Genomic DNA, 22726 nt, shown 5'->3' on the forward strand with positions numbered 1-22726 from the left:
AAATGGAACTGATCACACAGTTTATCAATGACCTGGGTAACTTTATTTTTATACCGGTTATCTTCCTTGTACTGATGAAACTTCTGGGGCGTCCGTTATCCGAATGTATTTCATCGGCCATCAAAGTCGGTATTGGTTTTATTGCATTAACCATGACCATCAAGCTGATGCTTGAAAAAATGCAACCTGCGGTCACCGGCCTTGCCGAGGCTACAGGCTCTTCGCTCAGCGCTATTGACGTTGGCGGTGCGGCAACGGCAGTCATGGGTTTTGGCTCCAGCATGGGGGCGATTATCATTCCGCTGTGCGTGGCGGTTAACATCGCGATGCTGTTTGCTCGCCTCACGGACTGCGTGAACGTCGATGTGTTTAACCTGCACCAAAATGCCTCAATGGGTGCAATTGTCGGGGTTTACTCAGGCAGTTTCTTATATGGTGTACTGACCGCGGCATTATTCCATGTATGGGCGCTTATTGCGGCGGACCTGGGCGCGAAGAATAACGAAAAATTCTTCAACTTGCCTAAAGGGGTTGCTATCTCGCACCCGGTTGCCAACACCTACCTGCTGTTCGCCTATCCATTTAACTGGGTTTACGATCGCATCCCAGGTTTTCGCAATCTGAACGTCACCGCTGAAAGTATTCAAAAGCGTTTTGGTATTCTCGGCGACCCAACCATGGTCGGTTTCATCATCGGTATTCTGCTTGGATTCTGCGGTTATGGTTGGGAATCACCGTACCATACGATCATCGCCAGCCTGCAGCTCGGTATGTATCTGGCTGCGGTGATGCTTCTGCTGCCACGCATGACCTCCATTATGATGGAAGGCCTGGTACCGCTGTCCAACGTCGCACGTAAGAAACTGGTTAAGCGCTTCCCAGATCGTGAGATTACCGTCGGTATGGACACGGCACTGATTGTCGGACACCCGTCAGTTATCGCCCCAGCCCTGCTGCTGATCCCGGTCATTGTCATCCTCGCGGTGGTACTTCCTGGTAACCGCGTTATGCCGCTGGGTGACCTGTCGCAGTTTGTCTTCTTTATTGCGTGCATGGTGCCTGTTTTCAACGGCAACATTATCCGTACCTGGGTCACGTCAATCATCCTGTTTGGTGGTGGCCTGTATATCGCGTCCTGGATGGCTCCGGCCACCAACGAAGTATTCCAGAAATTCGGGACTAACCCTGATGCGAGCGTGATGTATTCATCACTTAACCCGTCAGCTAACCCATTCACGGGCCTGTTTGCCGCACTCAGCCATGTCGGTATCGCAGGTTATGCCCTTGCTGCTGTTCTGCTGTTATCAGTGGGATACTTGCTTAAACAGAAGTCACGCCGTCAGTTAAAATCTGAAGCAGAAAAAACGGCTTAATAATTCAATAAGGTAACTGAAAATGAAAAAGATCTTAGTGGTTTGCGGTAATGGTATTGCTTCTTCCTCCATCATGGTTTCTGTCCTGCAGGACTATCTGAAAGAGCAGAAGCTTGAAGCTCAGGTTGATAAATCCTCTTTAATGGCCTGCACGACTGACACCTTTAACAGCTACGACCTCATCGTGTCATCCACCAAACTGGACAATCCGGGCATCACCACCCGTGTCATCGTGGGTGCGGGTCTGTTAACCGGGCTGGGTGAAGACGAAATCTTTGATGCTGTTAAAGAAGAAATGCAGAAGTAGGTGAACAATGAAACTTGAGATTCTGGTAAACGACGTTGAGGGTACGATCGCTGACTGGCATGCTGCTATTGAGTTTGCTGGCCAGAAGCTGCTGGAGAAGGACTACATCACACCCGAGTATATTCAGGCATGCCTGACGCGTGAGAAAACTTACCCAACCGGCTTGTTAATGGCTAACGGTCAGGGTATTGCCATCCCTCACGCGGACTATACCCTGGTAAAGACCAACAGCATTAGCATCGTGCGATTTGACAACGGAGTGCTCTTCGGTCAGATGGAGGACGCTGACCTGACCGTTGAATGCGGCATTATGTTCAACCTCGCCTTCGCAACCAGCGATCAGCATATGTCGGTCCTGCGTCGTCTTTTCACGCTTTTCCAGGACATTACGTTCATCGAATCATGCCGCCATCTCCATACGCATGAAGTCGGGAAATATGTTGAAGAGATGCTCTCCGCATCCTGATAAACAAAAAGCAGATACCTCAGTATCTGCTTTTATTTACACAAGATTTGCCCCTATGAAAAACTATACTCTTGTTTTAAAAGAATTAGCTTCGCTTGCCGACAGATTTGATGAGCATGAATTTCACGCCATCATCAAGGCGATGACCACCGCAAACCATATTTTTCTTGCCGGCGCCGGCCGTTCAGGACAGATGATTAACGCGTTCACCAACAGGCTGATGCATCTGGGTCTGTCCGTCAGCGTGGTGGGTGAAATCAGCTCCCCTCATTCTCATCAAAACGATCTGATGATCGTGGGTTCCGGCTCCGGAGAAACGCAGCGTCTTATCAACCAGGTTAACATTGCTAAGAAGAACGGAGTAAACATTGCCCTGATTACGACAGCACCGGGTTCAACCCTGGCGAGCCTGGCTGACTATGTGTTAACCATCCCCACCGATGACAGCGTGCAACCTATGGGCTCTCTCTTTGAGCAGGCGAGTCTACTGACATACGACAGCATGGTGTTAGCGTTAATGGAAAACCTCAACCAAACCAACCTGACGATGAAAGCACGCCACGCCGATATTGAGTAACGTCGGCGCGGAATATGTTTAGCACGGCCATCACTCCAGCAGCTTGATGGCCGTATCAAAATCAGTGATTAACACCTTAAGCAGCCCGGATTTTAACGAAGCGACAATGCCTTCGAATTTTTCTTCACCACCCGCAACACCTATCAATTTTTTGGTGTTTCTTAACTGTTCCGTAGTAATGCCAAAGCCCAACCGATTGAGGGGACAATCCAGAACGTCGCCGTTGCTATTCACCAGGGTTACACAGACGTCCGCAGTGATATCCTGGCTCATCAGCGACTCACGCCAGGCTTTTGGGAAGATATCACACAAGCTGGACGACCCGGTTTTCCAGGCGCCAATACCGGTGATAACCACGTCCATATCAGGATAAAATTTCTGTGTGTCGAGGACCGCCTGATCTCCCGATAATTTATCTGCCAGGCTTTCATCATCAACCCACATAGGGACATACATTGGATGGGCTTTACCATGCGAGATAGCGGCAATTTTATGAATGAGATCCACCGGTCCCTGACTGAACTCAATCCCCGGATGAACACCTGAGAGCTGAACAACATCCAGTGACGGTAAAGAAACCAGCTGGCTGACGGTACTGGATAATACCCTTCCCCACGCTATTCCAAATTTCATGCCTTCCTGCAGAGTCTCGCTCAGATAATTCGCAGCGATCCCGCCCAGCTTCACATTCAGCTGTTCCTGCGTCGACCAGGATTCAGATGCCGGAAGGACGACTGCTTCCATCAGGTGGTATTTTTCACACAAATTCCGGGCAATCTCTTCATCCAGCGCCTGCTGCTTCGGAAAGAGGAATTTAACATACTCCTGCTGGATAGCTTCATCGATGAGTCGTGCGACTTTGAAACGCGATACACCCAGCTCCTCAGCGATTTCAACCTTGGTTTTCATCTCCGCGAAATAACGTCTGGCGACTAAGGAATAAAGATAACGGGGATCGGAATGTTGCCAGCGAGACGGGGTTTTGGTTCTGGGCATGTCATTTATCCTTTTGAGGGCCTGAACGGGCGATCGCATCCGTTCAATTCTTCCAGCTAAAAATCACTCATAAGAGTATACATTTTTATGCTCAAAAGGTTACATCAAGTGGGTGAAGTGTTAGATATGTGTGATTCAGAACACTAAGTTTACCCTACTCGTACCGGGGGATAACCTGCGGCCGCAATCATGACCAGCGCTTACCCCTGCATTTTCAATCACGAGCGTTACTCTGCACTCGCTCCCGAACCAGATTTCCGGCACAGCACCCGCACTTTACGGGTCATTAACCGGGTGGGCTCCAGCAGCACTATCCCCATCACGATCCCCGACAGCCGGCTAAACCCCGGGTCGACGTTGATAACATGCGAGTGATCTGGGGTCAATGACACCAACAGTGCCAGGGTCAGTTGCGTGCCGACATACTTAAATGACAGCGTGCCGCTGTTTTCAATCGTACGCCCGATAAACATCCCCAACACCAGCACCGCATATATCAAACCGGGATTTATCTGACCAAGGGTAATGGCGATAAACGCCAGGCTCGCCCCCAGCAGACAGCCAAGAAAGCGATGGGTAATTTTGATGCGTGAAGGATGGCAGGAGCGATCGACCGCGTTGAGTGGGATAGTCATCACCGCCATTATCGTAATCACCGTTTGCGATAATGAGGCGATGTTCAACTCGCGCCAGGCGAGAGGCACCAGCGCCAGCGCGATCCCGCCCTGCAAAGCATGAAACCCGGCTTTTGTATGCCAGCAAAAATAGGGGGCAGAGCTGGCTTGCACCCTGCCCGCGTCAGCCACTGAAAAAAGTCGCCGGCGGATCAGCGCGGTGGAAAGCGCGCTCACCACTATAGAACAGGCGGTGCCGATGCTAACTTCAACAATACGCGCCTGCGCAAAGTACCGAACGGTATGCATGCCATGCTCAATCCCGTCCATACTCACCATGGTGAAGGTTATTCCCATAAACAGCCAGGCATAGCCGTGTCGGGTGGTCAGCGCGAGATAGAGGCCTACAGTAGCCACAAGACCGAATACCAGGCTGCTGTACAGCGTGCCGTGGCTGCCCACGGCCAGAAACTGAGCCAGCAGCGCCCCGGAAAGGGTTCCCATAATCCGCAGCACGCCGCGTTCAAGGCTTATCCAGACATGCGAGCGCATCACCATATAGCCGCTGAATGCCGCCCAACCAACATGCGGAAGCTGGAGTTGATGGGCCATAAAAATAGCGCAGAACACGGAGACCACCGCCTCACCGCTATCAATCACCCGGGTTTTATTTCTCGCCCCGTCAACCAGTTCCTGAAACAGTAAACCGGGCACGGTTTTCAACTGAGTGAATGAATTTAACAACGTCATAATAATGGGCATTCTGTTTATTAATATGTTAAACAATGTGAGTCTTGCTTATAAAAAAGAGCACAATTGATGCGTATTTAATCAGCCAGAAGCCCGATCGGTAATAACCATCATCATCGCCGTTGCCAGCTCGCCCTTCCGCACCACCAAAATAAAATAAGTACAATGTAGCGCGATAAAAAAGTATATTCCTGAGGCGTGAGATGAGATATTCACTTTCCAGGTAAGAAGTTATATATAAAATATATATACCCGTCATACGTCAAGTTACCTGGGTGTTGGCTGCGCTCATTATTCGGCTCATCTATGAGCTTCACCCTTATCAGGGTCGCTGCCATCTATTGCCCATGATTCAGTGTGTTAGAGGAAACAATGGAACTCAGACATCTCAGGTACTTTCTCGCGATAGTCAATGCTAAAAGCTTTACCCACGCCGCAGAAGCCCTGGGCATTGGTCAACCGCCCCTCAGTATGCAGATCCGCGATCTGGAAAAAGAGGTCGGGACCGAACTTTTTCACCGGGTTGCCCGTGGGGTTGAGCTGACCCCGGCCGGCAATGAGTTCTATCAGGTGGTGAAAGCGATTCCCGGACTGGTAGAAACCGCCAAAACCGCAGCACTCAAGGCCTCACGCGGTGAGTCCGGGATCCTAAAAGTGGGTTTCACGACCTCTTCGGTGTTTAACCGGGCGGTCACCCAGTCCGTGAAAACCTTCAGCAAAAAGTATCCGTCGCTCGAAATGCAGTTCGAAGAGACCCACACCAATATGCTGATTAACAGCGTCAACAATGGCACGCTGGATGTGGCTTTCGTCAGAACCGAACACCTTGCCGAAACCGCGTTGCGCCTGCAGGTGATCCTGCACGAGCCGTTGGTCGTGGCATTACCGATGGACCATCCTCTGGCGCAACGCAACGAGATATCGTTACATGAAATCGCCTCAGAACCGCTGATTATGTGCCCGCAAGAGCGCAGCCGCTTTTTACACAACACCATCCGCCGCATCTCGGATGAGGAAGGCGTTACCCTTACCTACAAGCGCACCACCCCGACGGTGGCCTCGATTATCAACCTGGTCTCGGCGGGGCTTGGGATTTCAATCGTCCCTTCTTCACTGGAAAATAACGCCAGCGCCGGAATTGATGTCGCCTTTGTGAAAATTAACCATAAAAATGCCAACGTGCCGCTGTCGATCGTCAGTAGAGCCAATGAACGTTCACCAGCGGTCACCCATTTCCTAAAAATGTTTGTTTAACACACCCGCAGCTATGGCGCTCAGTGACCACTCAGAGATATTTTTGTTTGATTTTTATGCGCAGACACTCGCAGGTCACGCTCTGTTTTTTCACATCATCGGGGGTTAACAGCGAAGGCCGCCAGCTGCCCCGCTGGCACTGACAGTAAACTCTGCCGCTGCTCAAGACCGCGTAGCGTTTGCTGCCGGCGTAGATATTTGCCTCAAGGGTTTGGTGGGCATCATCCAGCGTCAGATCGTCACGTCTCGCCACCAGCGCATTCACATTAAAAGTCCTGAGTAGTTCCTCATTCAGTCCAAATCGTAGGGCCGTATTGCGCAGCGATGCTTCCAGCTCCAGAGCAAACACGTTGAATAAGCGGTCGGGCATATTGTCCAGCATCCAGCTAAAGGCCGCGGAGGCTTCAGGCGTTAACATTAATGATTTCATCACTACCTTAAATAAACGTCCCGGCAACCGGATCGGCTAACCACACGCACCAGGCCATTACAATAAATATAAATGCAAAGATACAAGGGGCTAATTTCCCCTCTCCCAATAACCACGTGAATAATTTGCACAATGTGAGCCAGCCGAATCCACTCACAATCAATAAACAAAGAGGCATTTAACGTTATCACAACCTTTCAACAGCGCACGCACATTTGCGAACTTCATTTAACGCATACAACATTTAAAAACAGTCACGCCACCCAATGATTTTTATATTGATAAATGGGTTATTCAGAATACATTTCGGACTGCATCCGTTGTGGTAAGCATGGCGTTCGAATAGTGCAGATAGTAATTGTGCTAACGTTGATGAGCTATATACTGCAAACAGCAATATCCATCTATTTTTTATATGGGACGTTGGTAATAAATTCTCATTGATGATGATTGTATTCACGGACCCACGCGACGTTGCCGCCATCAACGCCACGTCGGGAGGCAACGTTCACTATTACTGCGGAAATTCGACCCGGGGCTGAAGCTGATAGACCCACGCGGTCACCTGCTCACCTGTTAGGGTAGTCACCAGCACCTCAACACGATCATACCCCGCTTCGAATGCATCGAGCATCGGCCAGTGCGCCGTGAGATTATCGGAGACAAACAGATAGCCGTCGACGGGCATCCCGTCGGCATCAAGCACGATGCCAGGGAAATCTGCTGCCTCGCCCCATCCCCGCGCATAAAAAGTGCCGTTCACCTGGCCCGCCAGCCATTCTCCGCCGATATTTTCCAGAATAAAGGCATTCTCGTGACCCGGACGCAGCGTCCCGTAGACAAATAAACGTTCCATTATCCCTCTTCACCACAACCATCAATGCCGCAAGCGGCCGGAAAAACTTAAAATACGGGGGAAGCAGGCGCTTAGCAAGCGGCCCAGCCCTCCCCCGTCACGATCGCCAGCAGGTAGCAGAGTTTCAGCTGGCAACAAAAAAATTTTCTGCCCCGCGTATGGACTCTTTCCCTGAAAATTCAGCCACTTTAGCCTCGCACGGTGGCAAACGCTTTACGCGCCGGGTTGCCGATTCGTCATTCCTGGCGTATGCCTGGTGTGTCTTGTATACCCTCAACCTCACACTCCATCCTGTCAGGAGGCTTTACATGAGCAAACTTGGGATTAATGGCTTTGGTCGTATTGGACGTCTGGTATTGCGCCGTTTGCTGGAAGTTGACAGCCCGCTGGAGGTGGTGGCGATCAACGATCTCACCTCGCCGAAAGTGCTGGCCTATTTGTTAAAACATGATTCGAACTACGGGCCGTTCCCGTGGAGCGTTGATTTTACGGATAGCGCCCTGATTGTGAACGGTAAAACCATCACCGTGTATGCCGAAAAAGAGGCCAAGAATATTCCGTGGAAAACGGTGGGTGCAGAGCTGATTGTCGAATGCACCGGTTTCTATACCTCAACCGAAAAAGCACAGGCCCACCTCGACGCGGGCGCAAAAAAAGTGCTGATCTCCGCCCCGGCCGGCGATATGAAAACCATCGTCTTTAACGTCAACGATGACACCATGACCGCCGATGACACGATTATTTCCGTCGCCTCCTGTACCACCAACTGCCTGGCGCCGATGGCGAAAGTGCTCGACGATGCCTTTGGTATCAAACTTGGCACCATGACTACGATTCACGCCTATACCGGCACCCAGTCTCTGGTGGACGGGCCACGCGGTAAAGATTTACGCGCCTCACGGGCGGCGGCAGAAAACATCATTCCGCACACTACCGGGGCGGCAAAAGCGATTGGGCTGGTGATCCCGGCACTCAGCGGTAAGCTCAAAGGCCACGCCCAGCGGGTACCGACCAAAACCGGCTCGGTCACTGAACTGGTCTCCATCCTCGGCAAAAAGGTGACCGCCGAGGAGGTCAATCAGGCCATGAAGCAGGCGGCAGAGAACAACGACTCTTTCGGCTACACCGAAGAAGAGATTGTCTCGTCCGATATTATCGGCAGCCATTTCGGCTCGATTTATGATGCCACCCAGCTTGAAATCGCCGAAGCCGGCGACGTCCAGCTGGTCAAAACCGTTGCCTGGTACGATAACGAATACGGTTTTGTCACTCAGTTGATTCGCGTGCTGGATAAATTTGCCCGCTAGCCGTGCCCTGAAAGCAAAAAGCGGATAGCCAGGCTATCCGCTTTTATTTTCCCACCCCACAACGCTTACGATTGCAGGTAGACCACCTGAGTTTGCAGGTATTCATTCAGGCCATGACGCCCGTCTGCACCGCCGATCCCCGATTTACGCCAGCCCGCATGGAAGCCCTGCATCGCTTCAAAGTTTTCGCGGTTGATGTAGGTTTCGCCGAATTTCAGCCCTTTTATCGCTTTCATGGCGACGCTCAGATCCCGGGTATAGATAGATGAGGTCAGGCCATAATCACTGTCATTAGCCATGGCCAGCGCCTCTTCCAGCGTGTCAAACGCCACCACCGGCAGCACCGGGCCAAAGGTCTCTTCGTGAATAATGTCCATCTCCTGGCGTACGTCCAGCAGCAGAGTCGGCGGATAGAAGTAGCCTTGTCCCGCCACAGCTTTGCCGCCCAGTGCCAGACGCGCACCCTGAGAGAGCGCTTTCGCCACTTTCTGCTCGACGCGCTCCAGCGCGGCGGCATTGATCAGTGGTCCCATCGCGATATCGCTGCGCACGCTCGGGTCGCCAAACGCTACCGCTTTGAGCGCCTCGCCCAGACGATTGACGAAACGATCGTAAATCCCCTTTTGCACATACACTCGTTCAACGCAGTTGCACACCTGCCCGCTGTTGATCACCCGCGAATCGACCACCGCTTTTACCGCCAGCTCGAGGTCGGCGTCATCCATCACAATAGCCGGGGCTTTACCGCCCAGTTCAAGGCACACTTTGGTGATATTTTTGGCCGCCGCGGCCATGATTTTTTCGCCGGCACCGACGCTGCCGGTCATGCTGACCATCGCCACTTTCGGGTTGGCCGCCAGCTCCTGGCCAACGGTTTCCCCGCGGCCCAGCACCAGATTAAAGACCCCTTTCGGCAGGCCAATCTGATCGACGATCTGTGCAAAGGCGATAGCGTTATTGGGAGTAAATTCGCTTGGTTTAATGACGATGGTGTTGCCGGTAATTAGCGCCGGCGCCAGCTTGCGGGCAATCAGGAAAAACGGGAAGTTCCACGGCAAAATTCCGGTGGTGACCCCCAATGCGCGCTTGAATACGAGGATATTCTCGCCCGGACGGTCGCTCTGGATGATTTCACCTTCATAGCGGCGCGCCCACTCGGCCATATATTCAAGGTAATCGGCGGTAAACGCCACTTCCACCGCCGCCAGCTGCTGGATTTTGCCCCCTTCCGCGACGATCAGCCCGGCAATGTCGTCGGCGCGTTCACGGATCCCGGCAGCAATTTTGCGCAGCCAGCCCGCACGTTCAATCGCCGGCAGCGCTTCCCAGGCCGGCTGTGCTCGTTCCGCGGCGTCAATCGCTGTGCGCGCATCGTCAGCCGTGCCGTCAGGGATGCGCGAAAGCAGCGTTTCGGTCGCCGGGTTGTGCACATCGATCCAGCCGTCACCGCTCCCGGCAACAAACTGACCATCAATATACATCTGATGCTGAACGGGTGCTGTCATGGCCTGCTCCTGTAGATTTAGTGTTTTTAACAAGTAATTGTTTTGTTAAAAATCTATCCACGAAGCGTGATAAACCCAGCATCTGTACGCGATTTTGTGAATCAGTTCATGAAAAAGGCCGTTCACCACGGCCAGAAAATTACATTCTGGCAACAAAAACTGCCCGTTTGCGACAAAACGCGCGCAAACGGGCAGTCATTACGCCAGAGTGCGCGCTTGCAGAGCGTCAGTCAGCAGGCTGTCTGCCCGCAGACGTTCCCAGGCCGCCAGAATGGGCGCCGGGATATCCACATGAACGATAAAGCCTTTACCGCGCGGGCCATAGCCTTGCGGGTTATCCTGCAGGCGCGGCAGTTCCCCGAGAATCAACGACAGGTAGCGCCCGACGGGCCACACGCCGTCAGCCTCGTGGCTAAACGCAACCCCTTGTGGAGTGTTGCCCAGACACGGCGTAAACCCCGGCGTGCTGAACCACCGCGGTGCCGCCTGTACGCCCTGCCAGATGCGGGCAAACGTCGCCATGGTGCGTCGCTGCATGGTCGGGTCCTGAATCACCACGCCGCAACGAGGCTTCATGCCGCGTGCATCAAGGGTCTGACGGGTAAATAGCGCGTTCTCACCGCAGTTGGTTGAGCGGTCCTCAACCACCAGTTGTTCCCGTGGAATGTTCCAGAACTGATGCGCGATATCGGCAAGGATATGCGCTTCCGGACGACCGTCTACCGGCAGTTCGCGATAGCGCGGATCCTGCTGTACCGCGTGATAGAGGAAGGATGTTGAATGGCCGATCCCCCCGCTAATCAGCAGCGACGCCCCACTCTGTACCGCTAAGAGACAGGCGGTATCAATCGTTGGGATCACCGCATTACCCGCGAGAACCACCACATCAACAGCGGGCTGCGGTTGCTGCACGCTGAAATCGTCCAGCGCCAACCATTGTCCCACAAGGTTAGCCGCCGCGAGTGTCTCTTCCGAGAGGGTTGGAAATTGCTCTGTCATACTCACTCCTTTTTATGACTACTTATTGGGTCACGACGTGTTACCACATCATAAACCCTGCCTGGGGCCATCGGTGTATTGACGGCAATGTGTAACAAAACAGAAATAACAAGAAACATCTAAAAATCATCGGGTTGCACCTGAACAATTCACCACGATAATGCCAATAATTAGCGTAAACACGCACAATACAGAGCAAACACCGTGTGATATAGGGCATAAAACCGCTGTTTTCACTCAATTAACTCATCTGATGACTTGCCAAAAATAACACCCCACCCTAAGTTGCTTAACAATTACACAACCTTTTCTTGTACCAGGTTGCACCCAAATCACCACAGGTGCTACCTGGAACGTTATGACCATGGCGGAGTCGAGTGAATAATGACAATACACGATAGCAGTACCACATCCATCCTCAAGAAAAACAAGAAGGTGCTGATTGCCAGCCTCACGGGTAGCGCCATTGAATGGTTCGACTATTTTCTTTATGGCACCGCGGCAGCGCTGGTGTTCAATAAGATTTTCTTTCCGATGGTCGACCCGGTCATCGGGCTGATTCTCTCATGGCTCTCGTTCTCATTAACCTTCTTTATTCGCCCTATCGGAGGGGTGCTTTTCGCCCACATTGGTGACCGGATTGGGCGTAAAAAGACGCTGGTGCTGACGCTATCATTGATGGGCGGCGCCACGGTGGCCATCGGACTGCTGCCCACCTATGAGATGATTGGCCTGTGGGCGCCGGCGCTGCTGATTACCCTGCGTATCGTCCAGGGGATGGGGATCGGCGGTGAATGGGGCGGCGCGTTGCTGCTGGCCTACGAATATGCTCCGGAAAAGCGCAAAGGCTTTTTCGGTAGTATTCCGCAGGCCGGCGTCACCATCGGTATGCTGATGGCGACCTTTATCGTTTCTCTGATGACGCTGTTTAGCGAAGAGCAGTTCCTCTCCTGGGGCTGGCGCATTCCGTTTCTGTTAAGCTCAGTGCTGGTGCTGCTGGGCCTGTGGATCCGTAAAGATATCGATGAAACACCAGCCTTTAAACAGGTCAAAAAATCAGGTCAGGTGGCAAAAGCGCCGCTGCGCGATACCCTCAGGTTCCACTGGCGCGAAGTGCTGATTGCTGCTGGTCTGAAAGTCGTCGAAACCGCCCCGTTCTATATTTTCTCCACCTTTATTGTCAGCTATGCCACCAACACCCTGACCTACCAAAAATCCCAGGCACTGGAGGCCGTGACCCTTGGTGCGCTGGTCGCAACGGTGATGATCCCGCTGATGGGGCTGCTTTCCGATAAGATCGGTCGTCAGAAGATGTATTCCGTCAGCGTGTTCCTGCTTGGGTTATTTATTGTTCCGTGGTTCCTGCTGCTGGATACCCAAACCACCTGGGGCATTGTGATAGCCACGGTGATTGCTTTCGGCGTGCTGTGGGCGCCGGTGACCGCGGTTCTGGGAACCCTGTGTTCAGAAATTTTCAGTGCCAATGTACGTTACACCGGGATTACGCTGGGCTATCAGCTTGGCGCGGCGCTGGCGGGCGGTACGGCTCCGCTGATTGCTACCGGACTGCTGGCAAAATATGACGGCGACTGGGTGCCGGTGGCGTGGTATCTGAGCGGGACGGTGGTGATTTCGCTGATCGCTATCTTCTGCGCCAGTCGTCTGAAGCAGACCCCGGCTACCCCGGTTGCCCAGGCCGGTCAGCTGTCACAAGGGCAATAACACAATATCAATGAATCAAAGAAACGCCGGCAACAGTCCCTCTGTTGCCGGCGTTGCGCTACGCGTTAAGCCTCTCAAGCTGGCGTTGCCCTTCCCGCTTATGCTTGATCTTCCAGCACAGCCACAGCGCGATAAACCACAGCGGCGTCGCCAGCAACGCTTTCAGCGTATCCGGGTCGAAAATCATGATGAATATGGCAAAAGCGAAAAACAGCAGGCTTACCCAGCTCATCACCACGCCCGCCGGCATCTTAAAGGTCGACTGCTGATGCAGATCCGGGCGCTTGTGGCGATACACCAGATAGGCCACCAGAATCATCCCCCAGCTGAACACCACCATAATCGCCGCCAGCGTCGACACAATGGTGAACAGGGTCATCACGTTCGGCACCAGGAACAGCAGCAGCGTACCGCTGAGCATGCAGAAGCAGGAGAACAGCAGGCTGCGCACCGGAATCCGCGTGGAGCGAGACAGAATGCGGAACTGGCCATGGGCATGTTTTTCCACCGACAGACCGTACAGCATACGGGTGCTGGAGTAGACCCCGCTGTTGGCCGACGACATCGCCGAGGTCAGCGCCACAAAGTTGATTACCGCCGCCGCTGCCGGCAGTCCGGCGTTGGCAAACAGCGTCACGAAGGGGCTGGCATCCGGCGAAACGCCCGGCCAGGAGGCCACAGCAATTATCACCACCATCGACAGCAGATAAAAAATGATAATACGCAGCGGCAGCGCGTTGATCGCCTTCGGTAAAATCTTCTGCGGATCGCGGGTTTCGGCGGTCATGGTGCCGAGCAGTTCAATCCCGGTGAAGGAGAAAATGGCTATCTGGAAACCGGCAAAGAACCCGGTGATGCCGTGCGGCATAAACACGGCCGGGTCGGTGATATGGTGCAGCGAGGCCTTCACACCGTCGGGCGACGTCCAGCCAATGGCGATCATCCACGCCCCGGTGATGATCAGCGCAATAATCGTAATCACCTTGATCAGCGCAAACCAAAACTCGGCCTCGCCAAACATTTTCACCGACAGCAGATTAAACAGGAACAGGATCCCGAGAGTACTGAGCGCCGGCATCCAGGCCGACATCTCCGGAAACCAGTACTGCATGTAGCTGCCGCAGACCACCACGTCGGCGATGCAGGTCACCACCCAGCTCAGCCAGTAGGTCCAGCCCAGATAGAAACTGGCCTGCGGACCAAGATACTCGCCGACAAAATCGGCGAAGGAGCGATAGTCCAGCCGGGTCAGCAATACCTCGCCCATGGCCCGCATCACCATATAGGTAAAGAAGCCCACCAGCACATAGATGACGAGGATCGAGGTCCCCGCTACGGCAATATTTCTTCCCGCCCCCATAAACAGGCCGGTCCCGATAGCCCCGCCCAGCGCAATCATCTGAATGTGCCGGGCGCCAAGGCCGCGTTTGAGCTGCGACGGGCGCTCCCCCTCGATGGCAGACGTGGTCTGCCCCTCGCGTTGATGTTGAGTCATGTCGATTCCTTCAGGCAGGCAAAGAAAGGCATGGCGCGGCAGACTTCAGTAACAACCCGGCACGTTGACCGGTCGCCACTCCCGCATTCGGAAATAAGATGTACGGCGCGTGAGCCTGAACCACCCACGTTTTTTCCGGCTGGCGGGCAATCTCATACCCGGCGGGCAGCGCGGTGAAGTTTTCAATTTTCGGATCCAGGTTGAGCGTGAATTCGCGATCGCTCTTGATGATGCTCTCCTGCACCAGAAAATAATCCGCCGGCGCTTTCGCCCTCGCGGGGAGCGGCGCATCGGCAATCAACGCGCGGATCGCCGCTTCGGTTGCGGCGAACAGCGAGAGGTCATTCTCGCCGAACGGCATGACCTTACCCAGCTCCAGGGTGGCGCTTTGCGCGCCGAATGCTTCGCTGGTGTAGTGGGTAAAGGTGCCTCCCGGTTCGGTATGGCGCACGATGGCATCCATCCCGCTGGCCTGCAACAGCTGGTAAAAATCGGCGCTGTAGTCGCCGTCGTGCGCCGGAAGCAGCGCGAACTGCCGGTAGCGCGAGCCGCGAATGGCGGTATGCAAATCCAGATGCCGGCGCGTAACCGCGCCATGGCGATCGGCCGTGTTAAAAAAGGCCTCCACGACGCTTTCCAGTTCCTGCGCGCGCCGCGACTCGTTGCCCGGTGCCACGGCCCGATGTCGCCCGCCAAACAGGCGGTTCAGGTCGTTATGCCAGTAGCGACGGCTGGCGCGCATCGCCGGCAGGTTACCGAAGATCAGCAGCAGCGCATGCTGTAGCGGCTGCTGGCCCTCGCTCAGACCGTGCATTACCTGCAGCAGGATCTCAATCGGCGCGGTTTCGTTACCATGGATCCCCGCCGACACCACGGTGGCCTGGCTCCACGGCTTCACCGGCAGCAACTGAAGTACGCCATCCGCCAGCCAGCGCGCTTCGATATCTGCTGGAAACGGCCATCTCGACAGGCGGCAGTGACGTAAATCGTTTACCCACTTTTCCATTGCTGGCCCCTTAGCGCTGGAAGTCATAGACCGACCCCAGACCTAAAATTTGCGTCAGTTCATCAAGGGCCTGGTACACCTCCCCCAACAACTGCGGATCGCCAAGGTCCCGGGCATGAAGCCGGTCGCGGTAGTGTTTTTCCACCCAACGGGTCAGCTGCTGGTAACGCTCATCATTCATCAGGCTCTGGGGGTTGACCGCCGCCAGTTCGCGATGATTGAGCACCACCCGCAGACGCAGACACGCCGGGCCACCGCCGTTACGCATACTTTCGCGCAGGTCGAATACCGCGACTTCATTAATGGGTGACGCGCTATCGCTAACCAGCTCAGTCAGATACTGCCAGACGTTGCTGCGCTGACGGCACTCCTCCGGTACGACGATCAACATTTTGCCGTCTGCCTTACTGAGCAACTGGCTATTGAACAGGTAGGAGGCCACGGTATCGTCGAGGCTGACCTGCGCCTGCGGCACTTCAACACTGGTAAACGGAATATCCAGCTGCGCCGTTTTCTCCCGCAGTTGATCCAGCACGGCCTGCTGATTTAAAAAAGCGTGCTGATGGTGGAACAGCACGTGACGGTTGCTGACCGCAATCACGTCGTTATGGAACACACCGCGATCGATGGCCGCCGGGTCCTGCTGGGCAAAAACGGTATAGTCCGGGTTCAGCTGATGCAGCCGGGCGATGGCCTCACTGGCCTCCAGGGTCTGACGAGCCGGGTATTTCACCGGTGCCACGCCGCCGCTGGCGCGCTTACCGTAGACGAAAAACTGCACGCCCTGACGGTCATAGTCGCGGCAAAAACGGTTGTGGTTTGCCGCCCCTTCATCACCCAGATACTCATGTTGCGGCAGCGCATCGTGGTGGCTGAAGCAAGCCTCATCGGCAAAGGTGGCACGCAGAATGGCCGCGGTAGTCGGTGCTTCCTGCGAGCGATGCAGTTTGTTGTTCAGGTTGGCGACCGTAAAATGCAGCTTGCCGTCGGCGCTATCGGCGGAAGGCGATACCGTCGCGGCGTTGGCAGTCCACATCGATGACGCAGAGCTAAAGGCGGACAACAGCTGCGGCGCTTGTGCCGCAGCGCTTCGGATAACCTCGGCGTCGCTGCCCTGGAAACCCAGACCGCGCAGCGCGGTCATATTCGGTCGCGGCTGTGGCGGTAAAATCCCCTGAATAAAGCCCTTATCCGCCAGGGTTTTCATTTTATACAGCCCTTGCAACGCCGCTTTCTTCGGGTTTGACTCCCCATCGCGGTTGTTTTGCGAGGCTTCATTACCGACCGACAGTCCGGCGTAGTGGTGCGTTGGCCCGACCAGGCCATCAAAATTAGCTTCAAAACCAGACATAGTGTCCTCTCAGGATCCGTTATCAGAATGGCAGGCCAGGCGAAGTGGTCGCCGGCAGCGTCAGCGTGTCACTGACTAACGAGGCCATCGGCCAGGCGCAGTAATCGGCGGCATACCACGCCGAGGCGCGATGGTTACCCGAGGCGCCCACGCCGCCAAACGGCGCTTTACTGGAGGCACCGGTTAGCGGCTTGTTCCAGTTGACGATCCCGGCTCGCGCCTCATCAGCAAAGCGCTCAAACAGCGCCGGGTCGGCAGAGATCAGCCCCGCCGCCAGCCCGTATCGGGTGTCGTTGGCAATGCGTATCGCCTCATCAAACGCGTCGTAGCGGATAACGGTCAGCAGTGGACCGAAGTACTCTTCATCGGGAACATTAATCCCGGTGACGTCGATAATGCCCGGCGTTAATGCTGTCGATTGCGGATCCGGCTGCTGCATCCGCAGTAACACCGTCCCCCCCAACCCGGCCAGCTTGTCCTGCGCCGCCAGCATCCCCTGCGCCGCCGCCAGCGAGATCACCCCGCCCATAAACGGCTGCGGTTCGGCATCCCATTTACCGACACGAATACGGGCGCTGGCCTCAACCAACCGCTGTAGCAGCGCATCGCCTTCGGCATTCCGTGGGATCAGCAACCGGCGTGCGCAGGTGCAGCGCTGCCCGGCGGAGATAAAGGCCGACTGGATAATGACATGCAGCGCCGCGTCGCTGTCGGTCACGTCGGCGACGATCAGTGCGTTATTGCCGCCCATCTCCAGCGCCAGCATTTTCTCCGGCTGGCCGCCGAGGTAGCGGTGGAAATGGAACCCGACGGAGGCGCTACCGGTAAACAACACGCCGTCGATATCCCGGTTTTCCAGCAGCGCCTGGCCGGTCTCTTTACCGCCCTGAATCAGGTTGATTACCCCGTCCGGGATCCCGGCCTGTTGCCACAGCTGGACCGTCAGTTCCGCGGTGGCCGGCGTCAGTTCGCTTGGCTTGAAGACCACGGTATTGCCGGCAATCAGCGCCGGGATAATGTGGCCGTTCGGCAGATGGCCGGGGAAGTTATAGGGGCCAAACACCGCCATCACGCCGTGCGGTTTATGGCGCAGCAGCGCTTTGCCGTCCGGCATCGCCGTTTCACGTTGACCGGTACGTTCGTGGTAGGCCTCAATCGAGATCGCGGCTTTGCCAATCATCGCCTGCACTTCGGTGCGGGTTTCCCATAGCGGCTTGCTGGTTTCACGGGAAATCAGCGTCGCCAGCCGCTCTTTTTCGCTCTCCAGCAGAGCCGCAAAGCGCTGAACACAGGCGATACGTTCCGTCACCGGCCGGTGGGACCAGGCGTAAAATGCGCCTCGGGCGGCGCTACAGACGGCCTGAACATCCGCTGCACCCGCGCTGGCGGCCTGCCACAACAGCGACTGGTCATCTGGCGCTTGTTTCGTCAGCAGCGCGCCGGCGCCCTGCAACCATTGTCCTGCGATAAACTGTGCATTTAGCGCCATGATGTTCTTGCCTCCGGGTGTAAAGTCACCGCATGGACCCGCTCGGAATCATTGACCGCCAGCGCATCCAGCATCGATTGGTTAAGTTCAGGGTGGTCTTCCGGCGATAACAGCACCGCGCGGAACTGGGCAAACTGGTTATTGGCGACAATCAGCGGCGACGATCCCGAAGCCTTTAGCTGCATCGCCGGGATAAACTGGCTCTCACTGACGGCTCTGATGGCGTCGGTTTCCGCCTCCAGTACCGGGCCGGCATCGAAAATATCCACCGATCCGCGCCAGCTGAATCCCTCTTTTTCCAGAATCGCCCGTGCTGGCGAGGTGTTAGCATGCACTTCACCAATCACCGCCCGGGCATTTTCCGGCAGCAGCGACACATAGATCGGGTACGCCGGCATCAATTCGGCAATAAAGGTCTTCATGCCGGTGCCGGTCAGACGATCGGCATCGGCGAACGGAATGTCGAAAAAGTGGTGCCCCAGCGCGTCCCAGAACGGCGAATTGCCCTGCTCGTCGCTGCGCCCGCGCAGCTCGGCAAACAGATGGGGCGAGAACAGCTCGCGGAAGGCGGCAATAAATAAGAAACGTGCCTTTGAAAGAAACAGCCCATTACGGTTTTTCTGATATTCCGGGTCGAGGAACAACGTACACAGTTCGCTATGGCCGGTATGGTCATAGCTCAGGTTGAGCAGTTCCTGGTTTTTATAGACTCCCAGTTCTTTCGAGGCACGTACGGTGCGCTGCAGGCGGAAATTGTAAAATGGCTCATCCAGCCCCACCGCCACCTCGATAGCGCTGACGCCCACCACCCGCCCAATGAGGGTATCTTCCAGCACAAACAGAAACCCCTGCTGGCCCCGCGACAGTTTGCCGTCAAAGGTTTCCACGCTGCGCTGGATCCGTGCGGCCAGCCGCACGGGATCGTTGGGTAACGAGGTCATACCGACACCCGCCCGCGACGCAAGGCGGATAATATCGTCGAGATCATTTTCCCGAACGGGACGAAATAGCATCATAAACCGTCTCCCGGATCAGGCCGTCAGGCGGGCGACGGCGCGCTCAAGGCGCACAAAAGCCTCCTCAATATCCGCCAGCGGAATATTGAGCGCCGGCGCAAAGCGCAGCACATCAGGCCCGGCGATCAGCGCAATCAGTCCCTCTTCCGCCGCGAGGTTGGTCAGCGTTTTGGCCTGACCGCGCAGGTGGCTGGCAAGCCCAGCACCAATCAACAGCCCCATCCCGCGTACCGCGCTGAAGAGGTCGTAGCGTGTATTCAGGGCATTCAGCTTTTCAACGATAAGATCGTGACGAACCTTAACCCCGGCCAGCAGTTCGCCATCCATCTGCGCCAGCACGCCATTGGCGACCGTGGCCGCCAGCGGGTTACCGCCAAAGGTAGTGCCGTGGGTGCCCGGCTGGAAAACCTGCGCCCAGGCCTCTTTGGTCAGCATCGCGCCAATCGGGAAGCCCCCGCCAAGCCCTTTCGCGCTGGTGAGGATATCCGGGATCACGTTGTAGTGCTGGTAGGCATAAAGCGACCCGGTACGTCCGGCGCCGGTCTGAACTTCATCAAAAATCAGGGTGACGTTGTGCCGATCGCACAGCTCGCGCAACGCCTGCAGGAACGCCGGATCAGCCGGTCTCACACCGCCTTCCCCGATAATCGGCTCCACAATCACCGCGCAGGTGCGGTCCGAGATCGCGGCTTTCACGGCGGCAATATCGTTATACGGCAGATGGGTAATGTCCTGCGGCAGCGGCGCGTAATCGCAGGAGTACTTTGGCTGGCCGCCGACCGTCACGGTAAACAGCGTGCGGCCGTGGAAGGCATTCTGGAAGGCGATAATTTCGCTTTTATCAGCACCAAACTTATCGTGGGCATATTTACGCGCCAGCTTCAGCGCCGCTTCGTTGGCTTCCGCCCCGGAATTACAAAAGAACACTTTGTCGGCAAAAGTGGACTCCACCAGCGTTTTGGCCAGCTGCAGTACCGGCTCGTTGGTGTAACCGTTGCCGATGTGCCACAGGTTATCGAGCTGCGACTTCAGCGCCGCCACCAGCGCCGGGTTAGCATGACCGAGTGAGTTCACGGCAATCCCGCCCGCCAAATCGATATAGTCTTTCCCCTGCTGATCCCAGACGGTTGAACCCGCCGCCCTCACCGGAATAAACGGGGCCGGGGCAAAACAGGGCACCATATACGCATTAAAATCTTCACGAGTCATACAGTCTGACATAGCAATTCTCCGGAACGATGACTGGCCTGAATTTATTTGCCAGTCAGGGATGGTCGACATTAACAATTCCCCGGCCCTGATTTGATGACGAGCGCGCCCGTTGCGATGAATGTAAATTCACCGCAATCAAATAAAGCCTTTTTATACTTGTGGGCATTTGTTAATTCACAGTTAATACCTTGTGTGTTGCGTGCTCTCATGCTGGACCGGGACACACAATAAAGTCAATACACCCACCCGCATTTTATTCACTTTTTGATAGCTATCAAGATAATGATAAATATAGAAAAATTATTTATCTATTCACTTAACTGCATAAAATATGCATATAAATGCACGATATGGTGGTGCATTCCCGTGCTTATTTATGCAATCAAAAAACCAAAATTCTAACAAAAATGTAAAATTCGCAACGGCGGTCAAATACCGGTTTATAAAATTGGTGATAAGATTCATTGCACAGAGTTTACTGCTGTATGCATTCCACGGTTTTACACGACATATACCCAAAAGAATTCGCGTTGCGTGTAGGCGACAAAGCCGTAAATCCCCAGGAGCTTACTCAGGTAAGTGACCGGGGTGAACGGGTGTAGCCAACACCCAGGCAACATGAAGAATGAAGGTATAAATAACACTAAGAACAGGACTCTTATGGAAAAGTTATCTTACGCATCTGAAAGTACTACATCTCCATGGACAACCTACCTGCGCCAAATCGACCGCGTCGCGCCTTACCTGGGCGATCTCGCCTACTGGGTTGAAACCCTGCGCCACCCAAAACGCGCGCTGATCGTCGATATCCCGGTGCAGATGGATGATGGCTCCATCCGCCATTTCGAAGGCTACCGCGTACAGCACAATCTATCGCGTGGACCGGGTAAAGGTGGTGTTCGCTACCATCCAGATGTAGACCTGAATGAAGTGATGGCACTTTCTGCCTGGATGACCATCAAGTGTGCCGCAGTCAATATTCCATATGGCGGAGCCAAAGGCGGCGTTCGCGTTGACCCGTTCAGCCTGTCCGAAGGCGAGCTGGAACGCCTGACCCGCCGCTATACCAGCGAGATCGGTTTGATTATTGGGCCGCAGAAAGATATCCCGGCGCCGGACGTCGGCACCAACGGTAAAGTGATGGCGTGGATGATGGATACCTACTCCATGAATCATGGCACCACGATTACCGGCGTAGTCACCGGTAAGCCCATTCACCTCGGCGGCTCCCTGGGTCGTGAAAAAGCCACCGGCCGCGGCGTCTTTATTACCGGCCGCGAAGTAGCCGGTCGTTTCGGCATTGAAATCGAAGGCGCAAAAGTCGCGCTGCAGGGCTTCGGTAACGTCGGTAGCGAAGCCGCCCGTCTGTTTGCCGGTGTCGGCGCGCGTATCGTGGTGATTCAGGACCACACCGCCACCCTGTATAACGAAGGCGGCATTGATATGGCGGCCCTGACCGCATGGCAGGCCGAGAAGAAACAGATTGCCGGATTCCCGGGCGCCCGTGAAATCGATAAAGATGATTTCTGGACCACCCAGATGGATATTCTGATCCCGGCCGCGCTGGAAGGCCAGATCACCCGCGAACGTGCCGAGAAGCTGACCTGTAAGCTGGTACTGGAAGGGGCAAACGGCCCGACCTATCCGGAAGCGGATGATGTGCTGGCCGAACGCGGCGTGATCGTCGTGCCGGACGTTATCTGTAACGCCGGCGGCGTGACCGTCAGCTATTTCGAGTGGGTGCAGGACATGGCAAGCTTCTTCTGGAGCGAGGAAGAGATCAACGCCAAAATGGACCGTATCATGACCGATGCGATCATCCACGTTTGCGAGAAAGCGTCTGAGAAAGAGTGTTCCCTGCGTACGGCGGCCTATATCGTGGCCTGTGAGCGTATCCTGATGGCGCGTAAAGATCGCGGTATCTATCCGGGTTAAGTTCTCCCGTTGATCAATGCCCGGGCCATGGCCCGGGCTTTTTTTTGCCCCCTGTCATTGTGTATT

At 55.0% G+C, this 22726-nt stretch carries 20 protein-coding genes; 8 read left to right on the plus strand and 12 right to left on the minus strand.

The features are described from left to right. Positions 1 to 2 precede the first annotated feature (2 nt). The 4 genes from ACMYSP_RS01165 to hxlB are packed head-to-tail and all read left to right on the plus strand — an operon-like array spanning position 3 to position 2723. The gene (locus ACMYSP_RS01165) at positions 3 to 1373 is read left to right on the plus strand and encodes a PTS galactitol transporter subunit IIC (RefSeq protein WP_434585053.1); all 1371 of its coding nucleotides are present in this window, start codon (positions 3 to 5) and stop codon (positions 1371 to 1373) included. A 22-nt stretch (positions 1374 to 1395) separates the two neighbouring features. Then, positions 1396 to 1680, plus strand: a complete 285-nt coding sequence (locus tag ACMYSP_RS01170) for a PTS sugar transporter subunit IIB (protein ID WP_434585055.1) — start codon at positions 1396 to 1398, stop codon at positions 1678 to 1680. Positions 1681 to 1687: 7 nt separating this feature from the next. Beyond that, positions 1688 to 2146, plus strand: a complete 459-nt coding sequence (locus ACMYSP_RS01175; protein ID WP_434585057.1) for a PTS sugar transporter subunit IIA — start codon at positions 1688 to 1690, stop codon at positions 2144 to 2146. Between the two features lie 55 nt (positions 2147 to 2201). Then, complete coding sequence (hxlB, locus tag ACMYSP_RS01180) at positions 2202 to 2723, plus strand: 6-phospho-3-hexuloisomerase (protein ID WP_434585058.1); 522 nt, start codon at positions 2202 to 2204, stop codon at positions 2721 to 2723. 30 nt (positions 2724 to 2753) lie between these two features. On the opposite strand, the gene ACMYSP_RS01185 is transcribed toward hxlB, so the two are convergent. Both ACMYSP_RS01185 and ACMYSP_RS01190 read right to left on the minus strand, forming a co-directional pair. Further along, the gene (locus ACMYSP_RS01185) at positions 2754 to 3719 is read right to left on the minus strand and encodes a sugar-binding transcriptional regulator (RefSeq protein WP_434586989.1); all 966 of its coding nucleotides are present in this window, start codon (positions 3717 to 3719) and stop codon (positions 2754 to 2756) included. A 227-nt stretch (positions 3720 to 3946) separates the two neighbouring features. After that, on the minus strand, positions 3947 to 5083 hold the full coding sequence (locus ACMYSP_RS01190) for an FUSC family protein (RefSeq protein WP_434585060.1): 1137 nt from the start codon (positions 5081 to 5083) through the stop codon (positions 3947 to 3949). 372 nt (positions 5084 to 5455) lie between these two features. Between ACMYSP_RS01190 and ACMYSP_RS01195 the strand changes: the two genes are divergently transcribed. Continuing rightward, positions 5456 to 6337: a LysR family transcriptional regulator gene (locus ACMYSP_RS01195; RefSeq protein WP_434585062.1), complete on the plus strand. Its 882-nt coding sequence runs from the start codon at positions 5456 to 5458 to the stop codon at positions 6335 to 6337. A 31-nt stretch (positions 6338 to 6368) separates the two neighbouring features. Here the strand turns inward: ACMYSP_RS01195 and ACMYSP_RS01200 are convergent, their stop codons facing one another. Further along, on the minus strand, positions 6369 to 6767 hold the full coding sequence (locus ACMYSP_RS01200; RefSeq protein WP_434585064.1) for a hypothetical protein: 399 nt from the start codon (positions 6765 to 6767) through the stop codon (positions 6369 to 6371). A gap of 514 nt (positions 6768 to 7281) precedes the next feature. After that, positions 7282 to 7623, minus strand: a complete 342-nt coding sequence (locus tag ACMYSP_RS01205; RefSeq protein ID WP_434585065.1) for a gamma-glutamylcyclotransferase family protein — start codon at positions 7621 to 7623, stop codon at positions 7282 to 7284. Between the two features lie 308 nt (positions 7624 to 7931). Between ACMYSP_RS01205 and gap the strand changes: the two genes are divergently transcribed. Continuing rightward, positions 7932 to 8930 (plus strand): type I glyceraldehyde-3-phosphate dehydrogenase, encoded by a 999-nt coding sequence (gene gap / locus ACMYSP_RS01210; RefSeq protein ID WP_434585067.1) that lies wholly within the window; start codon positions 7932 to 7934, stop codon positions 8928 to 8930. A 65-nt stretch (positions 8931 to 8995) separates the two neighbouring features. Here gap and aldA read toward each other — a convergent pair whose 3' ends face one another. Continuing rightward, positions 8996 to 10435: an aldehyde dehydrogenase gene (gene aldA, locus ACMYSP_RS01215; protein WP_434585068.1), complete on the minus strand. Its 1440-nt coding sequence runs from the start codon at positions 10433 to 10435 to the stop codon at positions 8996 to 8998. 198 nt (positions 10436 to 10633) lie between these two features. Then, on the minus strand, positions 10634 to 11434 hold the full coding sequence (locus tag ACMYSP_RS01220) for a YdcF family protein (protein WP_434585070.1): 801 nt from the start codon (positions 11432 to 11434) through the stop codon (positions 10634 to 10636). A 384-nt stretch (positions 11435 to 11818) separates the two neighbouring features. Between ACMYSP_RS01220 and ACMYSP_RS01225 the strand changes: the two genes are divergently transcribed. After that, a complete protein-coding gene (locus ACMYSP_RS01225) occupies positions 11819 to 13156 on the plus strand; it encodes an MFS transporter (RefSeq protein WP_434585072.1) in 1338 nt (445 codons plus the stop codon). A gap of 58 nt (positions 13157 to 13214) precedes the next feature. On the opposite strand, the gene ACMYSP_RS01230 is transcribed toward ACMYSP_RS01225, so the two are convergent. The 6 genes from ACMYSP_RS01230 to ACMYSP_RS01255 are packed head-to-tail and all read right to left on the minus strand — an operon-like array spanning position 13215 to position 20734. Beyond that, positions 13215 to 14651 carry an amino acid permease gene (locus tag ACMYSP_RS01230; RefSeq protein WP_434585074.1) on the minus strand — a complete coding sequence of 479 codons (1437 nt, stop codon included), beginning with the start codon at positions 14649 to 14651 and terminating at the stop codon, positions 13215 to 13217. Between the two features lie 10 nt (positions 14652 to 14661). Continuing rightward, positions 14662 to 15657 carry a succinylglutamate desuccinylase gene (gene astE / locus ACMYSP_RS01235; RefSeq protein WP_434585076.1) on the minus strand — a complete coding sequence of 332 codons (996 nt, stop codon included), beginning with the start codon at positions 15655 to 15657 and terminating at the stop codon, positions 14662 to 14664. Between the two features lie 10 nt (positions 15658 to 15667). Further along, a complete protein-coding gene (astB, locus tag ACMYSP_RS01240) occupies positions 15668 to 17008 on the minus strand; it encodes an N-succinylarginine dihydrolase (RefSeq protein ID WP_434585078.1) in 1341 nt (446 codons plus the stop codon). Positions 17009 to 17030: 22 nt separating this feature from the next. Next, entirely contained in the window at positions 17031 to 18497 is a 1467-nt protein-coding gene (gene astD, locus ACMYSP_RS01245) for a succinylglutamate-semialdehyde dehydrogenase (protein ID WP_434585080.1), read from the minus strand. Next, on the minus strand, positions 18488 to 19510 hold the full coding sequence (gene astA, locus ACMYSP_RS01250) for an arginine N-succinyltransferase (protein WP_434586990.1): 1023 nt from the start codon (positions 19508 to 19510) through the stop codon (positions 18488 to 18490). The genes astD and astA overlap by 10 nt, the downstream gene beginning before the upstream one ends. Positions 19511 to 19528: 18 nt before the next feature. Further along, positions 19529 to 20734: a bifunctional succinylornithine transaminase/acetylornithine transaminase gene (locus ACMYSP_RS01255; protein ID WP_434585082.1), complete on the minus strand. Its 1206-nt coding sequence runs from the start codon at positions 20732 to 20734 to the stop codon at positions 19529 to 19531. Between the two features lie 651 nt (positions 20735 to 21385). Between ACMYSP_RS01255 and ACMYSP_RS01260 the strand changes: the two genes are divergently transcribed. After that, the gene (locus ACMYSP_RS01260; protein WP_434585084.1) at positions 21386 to 22660 is read left to right on the plus strand and encodes a Glu/Leu/Phe/Val family dehydrogenase; all 1275 of its coding nucleotides are present in this window, start codon (positions 21386 to 21388) and stop codon (positions 22658 to 22660) included. Positions 22661 to 22726 lie beyond the last annotated feature (66 nt).

This window comes from Klebsiella sp. R390 (genome assembly GCF_051131745.1).
In the GTDB taxonomy this organism is placed as follows: domain Bacteria; phylum Pseudomonadota; class Gammaproteobacteria; order Enterobacterales; family Enterobacteriaceae; genus Klebsiella.